General features: G+C 39.1%; 20 protein-coding genes. 19 read left to right on the forward strand and 1 reads right to left on the reverse strand.

What is annotated here, in order from left to right:
• Window positions 1-50 precede the first annotated feature (50 nt).
• From F0342_RS12705 to F0342_RS12780, 19 genes are all read left to right on the forward strand, one after another.
• Entirely contained in the window at window positions 51-947 is an 897-nt protein-coding gene (locus tag F0342_RS12705; protein WP_149156294.1) for a RecT family recombinase, read from the forward strand.
• Window positions 948-953: 6 nt separating this feature from the next.
• Complete coding sequence (locus F0342_RS24880; RefSeq protein WP_188048524.1) at window positions 954-1,118, forward strand: hypothetical protein; 165 nt, start codon at window positions 954-956, stop codon at window positions 1,116-1,118.
• 103 nt (window positions 1,119-1,221) lie between these two features.
• Window positions 1,222-1,884 (forward strand): DnaD domain-containing protein, encoded by a 663-nt coding sequence (locus F0342_RS12710; RefSeq protein WP_149156295.1) that lies wholly within the window; start codon window positions 1,222-1,224, stop codon window positions 1,882-1,884.
• The gene (locus F0342_RS12715; protein WP_149156296.1) at window positions 1,877-2,263 is read left to right on the forward strand and encodes a replicative helicase loader/inhibitor; all 387 of its coding nucleotides are present in this window, start codon (window positions 1,877-1,879) and stop codon (window positions 2,261-2,263) included. Before F0342_RS12710 ends, F0342_RS12715 begins: the two co-directional genes overlap by 8 nt.
• Entirely contained in the window at window positions 2,244-3,578 is a 1,335-nt protein-coding gene (gene dnaB / locus F0342_RS12720; protein WP_149156297.1) for a replicative DNA helicase, read from the forward strand. The genes F0342_RS12715 and dnaB overlap by 20 nt, the downstream gene beginning before the upstream one ends.
• A gap of 13 nt (window positions 3,579-3,591) precedes the next feature.
• Window positions 3,592-3,777: a Fur-regulated basic protein FbpA gene (locus F0342_RS12725; protein WP_262481730.1), complete on the forward strand. Its 186-nt coding sequence runs from the start codon at window positions 3,592-3,594 to the stop codon at window positions 3,775-3,777.
• Window positions 3,774-4,343 (forward strand): hypothetical protein, encoded by a 570-nt coding sequence (locus F0342_RS12730; protein ID WP_149156298.1) that lies wholly within the window; start codon window positions 3,774-3,776, stop codon window positions 4,341-4,343. Before F0342_RS12725 ends, F0342_RS12730 begins: the two co-directional genes overlap by 4 nt.
• Window positions 4,340-4,510, forward strand: coding sequence for a hypothetical protein (locus F0342_RS24885; protein ID WP_188048526.1), 171 nt, complete (start codon window positions 4,340-4,342; stop codon window positions 4,508-4,510). Before F0342_RS12730 ends, F0342_RS24885 begins: the two co-directional genes overlap by 4 nt.
• A 13-nt stretch (window positions 4,511-4,523) precedes the next feature.
• The gene (locus F0342_RS12735; RefSeq protein WP_149156299.1) at window positions 4,524-4,997 is read left to right on the forward strand and encodes a hypothetical protein; all 474 of its coding nucleotides are present in this window, start codon (window positions 4,524-4,526) and stop codon (window positions 4,995-4,997) included.
• Between the two features lie 74 nt (window positions 4,998-5,071).
• A complete protein-coding gene (locus F0342_RS12740; protein ID WP_262481731.1) occupies window positions 5,072-5,422 on the forward strand; it encodes a hypothetical protein in 351 nt (116 codons plus the stop codon).
• A gap of 266 nt (window positions 5,423-5,688) precedes the next feature.
• On the forward strand, window positions 5,689-6,150 hold the full coding sequence (locus tag F0342_RS12745; protein WP_262481732.1) for an ArpU family phage packaging/lysis transcriptional regulator: 462 nt from the start codon (window positions 5,689-5,691) through the stop codon (window positions 6,148-6,150).
• Between the two features lie 78 nt (window positions 6,151-6,228).
• Window positions 6,229-7,086 (forward strand): hypothetical protein, encoded by an 858-nt coding sequence (locus F0342_RS12750; protein WP_149156301.1) that lies wholly within the window; start codon window positions 6,229-6,231, stop codon window positions 7,084-7,086.
• Between the two features lie 181 nt (window positions 7,087-7,267).
• A complete protein-coding gene (locus tag F0342_RS24890; protein WP_188048527.1) occupies window positions 7,268-7,438 on the forward strand; it encodes a hypothetical protein in 171 nt (56 codons plus the stop codon).
• A gap of 87 nt (window positions 7,439-7,525) precedes the next feature.
• Window positions 7,526-8,131, forward strand: a complete 606-nt coding sequence (locus F0342_RS12755) for a BA5345 family protein (protein ID WP_149156302.1) — start codon at window positions 7,526-7,528, stop codon at window positions 8,129-8,131.
• 139 nt (window positions 8,132-8,270) lie between these two features.
• Window positions 8,271-8,525, forward strand: a complete 255-nt coding sequence (locus F0342_RS12760; protein WP_149156303.1) for a hypothetical protein — start codon at window positions 8,271-8,273, stop codon at window positions 8,523-8,525.
• A gap of 53 nt (window positions 8,526-8,578) precedes the next feature.
• The gene (locus tag F0342_RS12765; RefSeq protein WP_149156304.1) at window positions 8,579-8,884 is read left to right on the forward strand and encodes a hypothetical protein; all 306 of its coding nucleotides are present in this window, start codon (window positions 8,579-8,581) and stop codon (window positions 8,882-8,884) included.
• Window positions 8,884-9,264 carry an HNH endonuclease gene (locus F0342_RS12770; RefSeq protein ID WP_149156305.1) on the forward strand — a complete coding sequence of 127 codons (381 nt, stop codon included), beginning with the start codon at window positions 8,884-8,886 and terminating at the stop codon, window positions 9,262-9,264. The genes F0342_RS12765 and F0342_RS12770 overlap by 1 nt, the downstream gene beginning before the upstream one ends.
• 105 nt (window positions 9,265-9,369) lie before the next feature.
• Complete coding sequence (locus tag F0342_RS12775) at window positions 9,370-9,807, forward strand: P27 family phage terminase small subunit (RefSeq protein WP_138777784.1); 438 nt, start codon at window positions 9,370-9,372, stop codon at window positions 9,805-9,807.
• Window positions 9,804-11,525 carry a terminase large subunit gene (locus F0342_RS12780; RefSeq protein WP_149156306.1) on the forward strand — a complete coding sequence of 574 codons (1,722 nt, stop codon included), beginning with the start codon at window positions 9,804-9,806 and terminating at the stop codon, window positions 11,523-11,525. The genes F0342_RS12775 and F0342_RS12780 overlap by 4 nt, the downstream gene beginning before the upstream one ends.
• 38 nt (window positions 11,526-11,563) lie before the next feature.
• Here F0342_RS12780 and F0342_RS12785 read toward each other — a convergent pair whose 3' ends face one another.
• A complete protein-coding gene (locus tag F0342_RS12785; protein ID WP_149156307.1) occupies window positions 11,564-11,743 on the reverse strand; it encodes a hypothetical protein in 180 nt (59 codons plus the stop codon).
• Between the last annotated feature and the right edge of the window lie 11 nt (window positions 11,744-11,754).

Consider the following 11,754-nt stretch of genomic DNA (forward strand, 5'->3'; position numbering starts at 1 on the left):
TTGTTTTTTAAACTCAGTTGCTTGGTCAAACAAATGAAGGAGGAAGCGAAATGAGTAAAAACCAATTATCCGCTATTAACACACAAGAATTTGAGAATGTGTTCACTCAAAAAGAATTAGAGGTCGTTGTTAACTCGATCGCCAAGGGAGCCACTAACGAGGAGCTGGCCCTGTTCATTCAAATCTGTAAGCAGAACAACTTGAATCCATTTAAGAATCACATTTACTTTATCAAGTACGGAAATCAGATGAGCATCCAGGTATCTGTAGAAGGCATTCAGTATCTGGCACAGCAGCGTGAAGATTATAAAGGTGTCACGGTTCAACTGGTTCACGAAAATGATGATTTTGAAATAGGTGTGGATCCTGAATCACAAGAATTGAAGATTGAAAAGCACACGATAAAAATCCCTCGGGGCAAGGTGGCCGCAGCATATGCAATTGCCAAGCGTGAAGGATATCCAGACAAGGTTGTGGTCATTGAGGCTGACGAGGTTGAGCACCTACGAACAAAGTCAGGATCCCAATGGAAGACATACTACAACGACATGTTTAAGAAGCACGCTCTGAAACGTGCATTGAAGCTTCAGTTCGGTATTGATGTGGATGATGCCACAGGTGCCCAGGAAGATAACGTTGACTCTTACCAGCCTAGGGAACGAAAGGATATCACTCCGGAAGACCTCGACCAAGAAGGTGAAGTGGTGGATGAAACTGCAGATATCCAAAAATCATGGGATGAGATCGATGCAAAGGTGAAATCGTCTTCCCTTACTAAAAAAGTTGTGACTGACCTGGTTAAATCAAACTTCAACAAGAAACCTGGGGATCTGAATCTTGGCCAAGTAACCGGATTGTCAAAATTGGTGGACATGAAAATTAGGGAAGCAAAGAAGGAAGAAGCCCTTGAAATGGAATTCGACTTCCAAGAAGGTCAACTGGACTGATAACCAATGAACGATCAATACAGAGTCCTTCTCCCTAAATGGATATGGGAGAAGGCAACCAGTAAGGAAGAGGCCAAGCAATTCATTAAGGACTACATGAAGCACTATCCTCATTACAGAGTGGTTTCGGTTAAAGATGGTTTTGCAATTTGTCAGCGTACGGAAATATAGAGAGAAGGGGTGAGATGCCATTTCATTAGGTGGATGGATAAAGGTACATCGTAAATTATTGCAGAGCGATATCTTCCAGAACGAGAAGTTGTTAAAGGTATTCATGTATTGCCTTATGAAGGCATCTCACACCGAATATAAACAATTGGTAGGGATGACATTCATCGATTTAAAACCAGGTCAATTCGTCTTTGGGAGAAGTAAATCAGCATCAGAATTGAATATGAAAGAATCTACAGTTTGGAAGTACATGAAGCTACTCGAAAAGTTAGACTCGATCTCACTTAATAGTAACAACAAATTTTCTGTTGTAACCGTTGGTAAATGGGGGAATTATCAATCTCATGATAATGATGAGGAACAACAAAATAACAACAAAATAACATCAAAAGAACAACAAAATAACACAAACAAGAACTTAAAGAATTTAAAGAATTCTAGTAGTAGTGGTAGTAGTCAAGAAGATGTGATTGATTTCTATCATCAGAACCTACAAATCGGAGTAACCTCATCTCCTTATGTGTATGAACAGATACACCACTGGATTGAAGATCTTGACTCTGATTTGGTTATAGCAGCCATGAAATTATCAGCTAAGAAAGAAAAGAAAGGCTTTGATTATACAGAAGGCATCTTGAAAAAGTGGGTTGAGGCAGGAGTTCAAACCATAGATGATGCCAGGAAGTTTGAAAAATCATTTAAGAACAATGGTCATAAAGGTACGAAAAAAAGACCAAGTAAGGAGGATTTCGATTTAAGTGAATAAAGAACAAGTATTCGAAGTGATGAGCCTGTTTAAAGAAGTTTATAACAATTTTCACTTTGACCAAACCAAGTTAAATACCTGGCATCGGCTATTAAAGGACAAGGATCCAGAAGTTATTCTTCAAAATGCAGAAAAGCTTTCACTCGAATCAAAGTTTGTGCCTTCATTGTCTGAGTTAGTTCATTATTCCGAGGCAGAAATTCCGTCAGGACCTGCAGTACCCACGGCCGAAGAAACTCAGGAAATGCTCAGGGAAAGAGCCCGGAACCGACAGAATGCAGCCAGTCCTGAAGTAAGGGAAAAGCATCTTGCTGAGATCAGAAGAATCTTAAACATCCCAGATGAGAAGGAGAACCCAGATGACAGAGCTACTAGTTGATGAACCTCAAATCGTAAATGTGGAGGCTGAACAGTCTGTGATCGGTGCCATCCTCCTGGAAGGGGATCTCATCAAAGATTGCATCCTTCAGCCGGAACACTTTCACATCATAGAAAACAAGAGAATCTTCTGGGCTATGAAAAAGTTAGATGAAAAGAGTGTCCCGATCGATCTAACCACTATCGCTGATTTAGTGGAAAGTGACATCGATAAAGTAGGCGGAGTTTCCTACATGTTGAGAGTGGCCGAGTCTGTACCAACCACTCGAAACTTCAAATTCTATGAAGCTCTTGTTCTTGAAAACTGGCGAAAAAGAAAATCACTTCAATTGGCCAATGATTTTAAAAAACAATTACTCGAAGAAGATTCTCACGAGGCAATTCAAAATGTAATCGATGAGCTTATGAAAATGGAAGAGGAAGAGACTGCGGATGATGATGGAAGCATCAGTGAGGAGCTTTTTAATCTATACGATCAACTTAGCACTCAAGTCGACGAAATGACCGGTGTTACCACTGGCTTCCATGAATTAAACAAGATGACTGGGGGTCTGCAGGAGAGCGATCTCATCATCATCGGTGCCCGGCCTTCCATGGGTAAAACAGCTTTTGCACTAAACATTGCATACAATGCAGCTGAAAATGGTGATATACCTTGCATCTTCTCCTTGGAAATGCCAAAGAAACAATTGCTTAAGCGATTGGTATCAATCTCAGGGAACATCGACTCTCAGAAGATGAGGAATGCAAGTGAAGACTTTACTGATCATGATTGGAAAAAGCTTTCCCACTCACTTGGAATCTTAAACAACCTAGATTTACATATCTTCGATAAGCCAAGCGTCACCGTGAATTATATTTGGTCGAAAGTTAGAAAAGTCAAACGGGAGAATCCAGGTAAAAAGCTTCTCGTAATGGTGGACTACCTTCAGCTGATTGTGGGGAATGCCAAATACAAAGGGAATCGTCTTCAAGAGATTAGTGACATAAGCAGGACCTTAAAGGCGATGGCCAGGGAATTAGACGTAAATGTGGTTGCTCTTTCCCAGCTCTCCCGGGGCGTAGAGCAAAGGCAGGATAAACGTCCGATGATGTCCGATTTACGTGAATCAGGGCAAATAGAGCAAGATGCAGACATCATCGGATTTCTTTATCGGGATGAATATTACTATAAGGATTCAGAATTAAAGGGCATCACCGAACTAATTGTCAGCAAACATCGGAATGGACCTACCGGGACGGTTAAACTCGGATTCATAAAAGAATATGGCAAGTTCATCAATCTCGTTAAGCAAGAAGAAATGAACTTTATGTAAAGGAGGAACATTCATGATTACAAAGATTCCATTCGGACAGCTAAGAAAAGGCGTTGAAGCAAAAATGGATTTTTATAAAAGTGAGCTGCTTAAGATGGGCTATTTCAAAACACCGGATGGCAGCCAGTTGTATGAGTTGACTCTCACAGAGTTGGAGCAAGTCTATGAAAATGAAAAAGCAAGGAGGAGAGCGATATGAGGTTTGTAGGTATAGATCCATCGACTAAAACGGGATTTGTTGCCCTGGATGATCGTGGAATGGTCGTCAGGGAAAAGGAATTGAGTGGAGTGGGGAGTCAGGATCCTAAAAGGATGATTACACTGATCAACGAGATCATTGCCCATGTACAGCCGGGGGACTTCATCTGTATCGAAGGTTTCCCGTTTAGTACCCAAAAGGCAATGTTTGCGGGTGGCCTGCATCACGGAATCCGGAATGAGCTATTCAAAAGAAAACTGCACTATCACGAAGTAGCACCAAATGCAGTGAAAAAATTTGTTTCCGTTACTGGATGGACCGGAGAGAAAGGTAGTAAGAAGAGACTTACCGGTCCCCAGAAAAAGAAAGCCGTTATGCAGGCCGTATTGAATGATTACGGGTATCAACACAAAAGCGATAACGTGGTTGACGCGTTCATCCTGGCTCAAATAGCTTTCGACTTATTCGTGATAGAGGAAACGGGAGAGTCAAGGCTTTCCATCAATAAAGCTCAGGTTATTGAGGCAATCATACAAGCCAAAGCAGATGTGAAAAGGAAAGCATGAGTAAGCAGTACAAACCACTTAAGAAAATAGTTTTTGGAATGACGGAAGCTACTATAACTAAAGTTATTGAGAGTCATAAGAATCGCGGTTGGGTTCAATCGAGTGGAATTAAAGAGCATGGTTATGGATTAGGATGCTTAATGACCTTCACATTAAATAAACAATAAGGGAGCTAATAAAATGAGCAAAACTCAATTAAACGTATTCTTCAAAATGCAGCAGAAGGACGATAAGAAAGAGATTCTCAAATTTGAAATCAAGGGGCAGGAAGACGGTGACACTGCTACTACCGGATTATATGCACTAGCAGGAAGCATCATCTTGTTTGAAATTGAGGGATGTGCAGCTGGGGAAACATCGGCCGAGTTCATGAACATTCAACGAGACTCCAAAAAGACAACTATGAAGTTTGCGATAAAAGGAGATTCAGAGAAGAAAGCCCAGGAGCTATATAAATATGCTGGTCGTAATGTAAACTTATCTATTCAGCCGTCTCAGATGACCATAGAGGAGTTTTATGAGGGCCCTGAAGGTACTGAATACCAAGTGGACGGGAATGGCAATGTAGATGTCCCAAAGGATCAGTTGAGTATCGATGATGTTGATAAAGAAGAGAAGGAAGAAGATCCATCCGAGGAAAAAGAACTCCATTAATCAATATATAGAAACAAAGCTTCTGGAACTTCTCAGGGATTGCATCCTTGGGGTTCCAGGAGCCCTTGAAGAATATGAACGAAGGTATGGTAAAAAGTTTTGAAGTACAGACTCGTGTTGTTCAATTAAGAAAGGTGGAGAAGAAAATGAGTGAATTTTCAGGATGGGGAAGAACTAATGGGATTGATTTTGGTGACTATGTAAAAATTGAAATGCACCGTTATCATTCACCGAATGAATTTTTTATACACAAAGTGGTTGGAGCTTTGAAGTCAAATACCTGGATTGATACCCCATTAAAATGGGATAGTGAGCCAATAAATCATGCAAGCATGGAGAAAGTTCTAAATGTAATTCAATGCGGAATTGACGAAACGAAAGTTATCAGAGTTAAAGAAAGTGATTGTATCAAAATAGAGCAGTAATACATTATACGTGAGTGGAGGAAATTAATTTCTAGATATGTTTTAATAGTTTTCGGACAAGTTATTAAAGGAGTGAGGACATGGAAGAGTATCAAATAACATTAGAATCAATAAAGGATCGCGTTAAAAACGGCCGTATTACTGTAGAAGAAATAGAGTGGTTGATTGCTAAAGTTGAAGAAAACAATAAAAAATAGACCGAGACTTCTCCCGATCTATAAAATATTTCGGCTAAGAATATTTTACCATAACGGGAGGGGTCAATGTTGGCTAAACAATTAACCTTTATGCTTCCTGAGATAGACAAAGAAAAAACAAAGGCTGCTGTAGAGTCCGCTTTAGAAAAATATCGCTTTTACTTGCTTATGGTTCCAGAAGACAAGCTACCGAAAGTCACGGCCACTTATTCACTCATTCCTCCTTCATTTTCGAATGAATTTCATTCATCTACAGAACAGGTTGCAATAGATCGTATTGAATTGGACTATGCAAGGAATGGACATATTGATTGGGTCCTTAGAGGTGTCAACCGACTGAGTAAGTTGGAGAGGGAAATAATCTATAAACGATACTTGGAAGATGAAGAGGTATTTGATTATGAAATCTATAATGAAATTGGGATGAGTGAAAGAAGGTATTATAGATTGAAGGCAAGGATTTTTTACAAATTGGCATTTATTTTAAAAATAGAAATCTATAAAAAAGGAAATGCAGAGCATTCAATTTGAGTGTTCTGCATTTTTTTCTGTGGAAAAACTCCCTGGTTAATCTTAAAATGTAATTAGTAACTTTTGGGAGTGTTTTATATGACTATAGAAAAAGAAGAAAAGAAAAGTTGTTTTGTGGTGACTCCAATTGGTGGTAATAATACAGACACTAGAAGGGCGGCCGATGGAGTTATAGACTCGGTAATTATTCCTGTTCTTGAAGAAATAGGATTTAAGGTTGATGTGGCACATAGGATGTACAATACTGGATCTATTAATAAACAAGTTATATCCAGGATCTTAAATGATGATTTAGTTATCGCAAACCTTTCTGGTCTTAATCCAAATGTAATGTATGAGTTAGCTATAAGACATGCAGTTAGAAAGCCTATAGTCCAGATTTGTGAAGAGGGAACTAAACTTCCTTTTGATATAACAGAGGAACGAACAATTTTTTATGTTAATGATATGAGTGGTGTTATTGAGCTTAGAAACAATATTCTAACAACAGTAGCACAGGCGATGGAAGAAAAAGAAGTTGACAATCCAATATATAGAGTTATAGAGAGTAATTCAGTATTAAAAGATGTTCATGTTAAAGAGCCTGATAAATATATTTTACATAGATTTGAAATGCTTGAAGAGAAGGTAATATCAGCTATTCAATCGAATGCCTTTAGAAAGGTTGGAGAAAGAGATAATAAGAAACTTAGAACAACACAAACATTGCACTTTAGTATTTTAGAAGACGATTTTGACGTGTCGGAATTAATTAAGCTACTGAAAAAATCGTTTGTTGAAATTAAGGTAATTAATAAGCCATCATTTGACACCAGTGGTGAGAATCTATTCCTGGATTTAAGAACAGAGCGTGAAATTGGTGATAAAGAATTGAAATCATTCTTTGAGAATTATTATTATAACGAAATTAAATTCATGGGTTCATTACCTTTTTAAAATGCAGAATTTTGGCAGAATACCGGCAGAGCATTACTTTTTTGAAGTGCTAATATGGTATTAACGAAATATATCAAGAGGGCTCCTTTCAATTGAAGGGAGTCTTTTTGGTGCTAAGACATTTGAATGGTCTGCAAAATCGAAACTGAGCCAATCTGAGAAGAATTTGAGGGTGATTGTCATGAGGGTAATCGATCATCTTAGTGAAAAGCAGCTGAAAGAATTAAAAGTTAAAAGGAGTAAGGATCCTGTGACTAAAAAAGAACATTATGAGCTTGTGGATTGGAAAGACATAATGGGGATGAATAGGGATACGTACCGGAGGAAGGGAGGGGCGATCAGGAGGAGGTAAAGGGATTATGTCGTAAATTGACGAATGATTGGATGTGGTGTATATACTCCTATTGACTCATAATTGTATGAGGAAGGGGATGTATACATGAATTTTGATACAAAGTACTTAGTAAGATGGGGTATTCCTGGATGGATCTTAATTATGATACTTGGTCCATTTACATTCTTTCAATTTCGTGAAGATGTTTTAGAAATCTTGAAGGCCGTTAACGCTCTAGCATTGGGTGCTTTCTTAACAGTATTGGGAGTTCCTCTCGGATATATGTTAAATCAAATACATCACTCACTATTTTGGGTTGTTAGATTATTTAAGTTTTCATCTGAAATTAAAAGACAAGATGGTTGGTATGATTATTTTAAAAAAGAGATACAACTCGATAAACATTTTTATAATGCCACTACATCAGAAAAGATAGAAATCTCTAAAATGAAACAGGAAAGATATAGATACTTACTTTCCCGAAAACACGAGCTTGGCGGTTTAATGGTTAGCCTATTTATTGCTACACTTGTAATTCTAGGAATAATATTATTAAAGGGCTTGGTTAGAGATTGGTGGTCAATATGGTCTTGGATTTATCTTGGTGTGACATCCATTTTACTTGTGTTGATAACAATGAGTAGATGGTATTCCAGTAAAAATATTGATATGTATTTTAAGGAACTTCTTAAAGAAGCTAATCGACCATAATACTAAGTGATGGTACGGATACTTAAACAATTGAAAAGTTAAAAATTGATATAAAAAGCATCCTTTCGATGGTGCTTTTTATAATCAATAAAGGAATTAACTTCCTTGTGTAGAAAGTACTATGCAAGGAGGTGGTTTATTGAACTGTTTAAACTGTAATATTGAATTTGGAGAATCCGATATAGGAGTCATGGAAGACTGGGACTTACAACTTTGTGATGACTGTGAAGGGGAAGTATTAAAGAACGAAGCTGGACTATCCGACTGGGAATTTCTAAAGAAACACTTGATCATATTATCAAAAGGGGATAACTTTCTTACAGCTTTCTCTGCAAATGAAATCATTAAGAAGATGGATTCCATCGAAAGAAAAAAAGAATTAGGTAGGCTTTAAAGCATCTCGTAAATTATGAGGTGCTTTTTATTATTTTAAAGGAGTTGAACGAAATGAATGTTGAAATTAGAAAGACGGCACAGGGCACTGAGTATTGGGACACTAAAGAAAAGAAGATTCGTTTTGTACCTGCAGGCAAGGAGCGGGGCTTTGAGGTGACAAAGGAGCCTAAGAGTATGCTTCCTGATAAAGAAGCAAAGCAGGAAGATAATGAAACTGAGATTGACCTGGATTCAATGAATGCTGATCAGCTCAAAGGTTTTGCCAAGCAGAATGACATCGAAGTACCAGGCAACATGAAGAAAGAGGAGACCATTCGTGCTCACATCCTCGAATTATTAACTGCAGATGATGAGTAATGAAGTACTGTGACTTCAATGGCTGCGGAAATAAAATAGACCGCGGTTATTACTGTGAGGACCACAAAAGGTCAAGGAAATCGGTCCTGAGGAAGCGTAAGAAGAAGGACATCTACCACCATGACAACAAGCAGTTCTATAATTCGAAGCCTTGGAAAAACATGAGGTCACTCGTTTATCAAAGAGAGCGAGGCTGTTGTCAGAAGTGTGGACGGTTCATCTTCGGCAGGCAGGCACATGTGCATCATGAGATACCAATCAAAGATGATCCAACATTAAAGCTTGATGAAAACAATCTAAAATTATTATGTCCGAAGTGTCACACGGATGAAGAGAACAAGGATGACAAAGGAAAAATATTTCCGAGTTATTTTGGATAACCCCCCCTACCCAATCTCGATTTTTCGCCTTTAGGGAAGATAGGTAGCAAGGGAGTCTTTTCTATCGCTAGACAATATTTTGAAAATATAAAGGGGGGGTGTAAAATGTCTACAAGAAAACAGCGTGAAAAAATGGTTGCTGAAAAAACGGAGTCGGAGAAACAAAGGATTCTGAAGATCATGAGAGACGCTGAAATTTACACCCTTACACTCGATCCATTGATTGAATCTTACTTGGATATCTTTGAGGTGTATATGACCATGTACATCCAGTGGAAGGAGAAGGGATTCCCGGCCACTCAACGTCACACCAACAAAGCCGGGGCCACCAATAACTCCAAACATCCTCTCGCGCAGCAGGTCGAAACATGGGCCGACAAGAAGACGAAAGCACTGGATTTACTTGGGCTAACCAACAAGTCGAAGCCAGGTAAGATTGTAACCGGTGGATCATCAGTCAGAAAAGATGAAGAAATGAAAAAGCCGGAGCCAGTGGAGGATGAACTGTCGGCTCATAGGAAAAAGTGGCGGAATTCAAAATGATTGAACGCGGGATAAATTATGCAGAAATATTTGCAAGGAAAGTAAGAAAGAGCCCTAAGAAATATCCAGACACAATCAAGCAGATGGTGGACCGTTATTTCCGGTGGAAGAAGCGGAAAGACCTTTGGTTTGATGTGGATCGTGCTAATGAAATGATGGACTGGGTTGAAACGTTCGTCCGTCATACAAAGGGTGATCTAGCCGGCCAGCCATTCATCTTGGAGGAATGGGAAAAATTCGCTTACTCATGGATATATGGGTGGGTCCATAAAAACGAAAAAGGGAAAGTAGTCCGGGTGACCCGGGAATGTTATATCCAGGTGCCAAAGAAAAACGGTAAAACGTTGATTGCGGTGGGTGCCCTGGGCTATTCGATGTTCGGTGAAGGTGTTCTTAGTGCTGATTGCTACTGTTGTGCAAGTGATTTTAACCAGGCTCAATATGCTGCAAAGCCATTTGCTGCTACAATCTTGAATCACGATGCATTGATGAATGCTTCCCACATATACAAGGGCCCAAAAGGTACCGTTTCCTCTGTTACCTACGACTACATTCATAATGACTTGGCGTACTCTAACCAGTTCATCGTGATGAGTAAAAATATTGACTCCATTGAGGGTTCAAACCCACACTTTGTACTGAATGATGAGCTGCATAAGCAGGAGAACATGGAACAATACGATAACTTCAAGTCTGCTCAGGTTGCCCGAGATGAGCCAATCATGTTCAATATCAGTACAGCAGGTAAGGGTTCCTCTAGTGTGGGTATGCGTGTCTATCGTGAAGCTAAGGAAGTCCTGAAGAATGATGATAACGATTCAAACTTTGTCATGATCTATGAGCCAAATAAGGGATATGACTGGACAAACCGGAAAGTATGGGCAATGGTCAACCCTAATATCGGTGTCTCAGTAACAATGAGCGCACTGGAAACGGAATTTATCACGGCTAACCGATCAGCTCACAAAAAAGCGGAGTTCCTTTCAAAACACTTAAATGTTTTCGTCAATGGTGCAGACAATTTCTTCGAGCAGGACCAGGTAGAACATATCCTTGTGGATGACCTCGGGGACCTGCAGGGGGAAACGTGTTATCTCGGACTGGACTTATCAAAGACCACTGACTTAACCTGCGTGAATCTAAATTTCCCTACACATGATGAGGAAGGACGATCCATCCTTAAGGTCAAACAAATGTACTTCATCCCTAATGCAGACATCGAATCTAGGGAGAAGGAAGACAATGTACCATATACCGACTTGGTGGAGCGAGGGTTTGTTCAATTCTGTGATGGGAAGATGATAGATCAGGACCAAGTGATGGATTATATCTCGGAATGCATGGATCTGTACGATATACAGCAGTTGAATTATGACCCGGCCATGTCTCAGAAACTTATTGAGAAGTGCGAGAACTTGGGACTTGAATGTATTGTGGTCAATCAATATCCAAATGTCATGAATGCCATGATAGATGATGCTGAAAGATTGATTTATGAAAAGAGAATAATGACCGACAATCCATTGTTTATCTACTGTGCTCTTAATCTGGTAGTAGTGACAAACATAAATGGAATGAAGGGTCCCTCAAAGCGACAGTCCAAAAAGAAAATTGATGGATTCGTGGCTTTTTTAGTTGCTCATAAAGAGACGATGATGCTCATGGATGACATTGATCAAGATGGAATGGATGACTTGATTAGTGAGATTTATAGATAAGAAGAACCTATCTAAATAAATAGATAGGTTCTAAGACTTTATCTTCTCTGTTTTCTGGCTTCTATGGTGGCTTGTTTAATTTCAGCATAAGCATCAAAGTATAACTCAGTTAATTCTGATGGTGATATACCTTGTAGGTTTTTATTCTGAAGATATAACATTGTTAAAGCCTCAGTTCTACTGCTAGGAAAAGTATCTAATGTAACATCATTTGACATGATTTTCACCT

The sequence above is a fragment of the Bacillus sp. CH30_1T genome, assembly GCF_008364765.1.
Classification (GTDB): domain Bacteria; phylum Bacillota; class Bacilli; order Bacillales; family Bacillaceae_B; genus Rossellomorea.

Coding starts and splice junctions, on each gene's coding strand:
- F0342_RS24880 (WP_188048524.1), top strand. CDS start 954: ATGAACGATCAATACAGAGTCCTTCTCCCTAAATGGATATGGGAGAAG.
- F0342_RS12735 (WP_149156299.1), top strand. CDS start 4,524: ATGAGCAAAACTCAATTAAACGTATTCTTCAAAATGCAGCAGAAGGAC.
- F0342_RS12725 (WP_262481730.1), top strand. CDS start 3,592: ATGATTACAAAGATTCCATTCGGACAGCTAAGAAAAGGCGTTGAAGCA.
- F0342_RS24890 (WP_188048527.1), top strand. CDS start 7,268: ATGAGGGTAATCGATCATCTTAGTGAAAAGCAGCTGAAAGAATTAAAA.
- F0342_RS12780 (WP_149156306.1), top strand. CDS start 9,804: ATGATTGAACGCGGGATAAATTATGCAGAAATATTTGCAAGGAAAGTA.
- F0342_RS24885 (WP_188048526.1), top strand. CDS start 4,340: ATGAGTAAGCAGTACAAACCACTTAAGAAAATAGTTTTTGGAATGACG.
- dnaB (WP_149156297.1), top strand. CDS start 2,244: ATGACAGAGCTACTAGTTGATGAACCTCAAATCGTAAATGTGGAGGCT.
- F0342_RS12705 (WP_149156294.1), top strand. CDS start 51: ATGAGTAAAAACCAATTATCCGCTATTAACACACAAGAATTTGAGAAT.
- F0342_RS12750 (WP_149156301.1), top strand. CDS start 6,229: ATGACTATAGAAAAAGAAGAAAAGAAAAGTTGTTTTGTGGTGACTCCA.
- F0342_RS12770 (WP_149156305.1), top strand. CDS start 8,884: ATGAAGTACTGTGACTTCAATGGCTGCGGAAATAAAATAGACCGCGGT.
- F0342_RS12765 (WP_149156304.1), top strand. CDS start 8,579: ATGAATGTTGAAATTAGAAAGACGGCACAGGGCACTGAGTATTGGGAC.
- F0342_RS12775 (WP_138777784.1), top strand. CDS start 9,370: ATGTCTACAAGAAAACAGCGTGAAAAAATGGTTGCTGAAAAAACGGAG.
- F0342_RS12785 (WP_149156307.1), bottom strand. CDS start 11,743: ATGTCAAATGATGTTACATTAGATACTTTTCCTAGCAGTAGAACTGAG.
- F0342_RS12730 (WP_149156298.1), top strand. CDS start 3,774: ATGAGGTTTGTAGGTATAGATCCATCGACTAAAACGGGATTTGTTGCC.
- F0342_RS12755 (WP_149156302.1), top strand. CDS start 7,526: ATGAATTTTGATACAAAGTACTTAGTAAGATGGGGTATTCCTGGATGG.
- F0342_RS12710 (WP_149156295.1), top strand. CDS start 1,222: ATGTATTGCCTTATGAAGGCATCTCACACCGAATATAAACAATTGGTA.
- F0342_RS12740 (WP_262481731.1), top strand. CDS start 5,072: ATGAACGAAGGTATGGTAAAAAGTTTTGAAGTACAGACTCGTGTTGTT.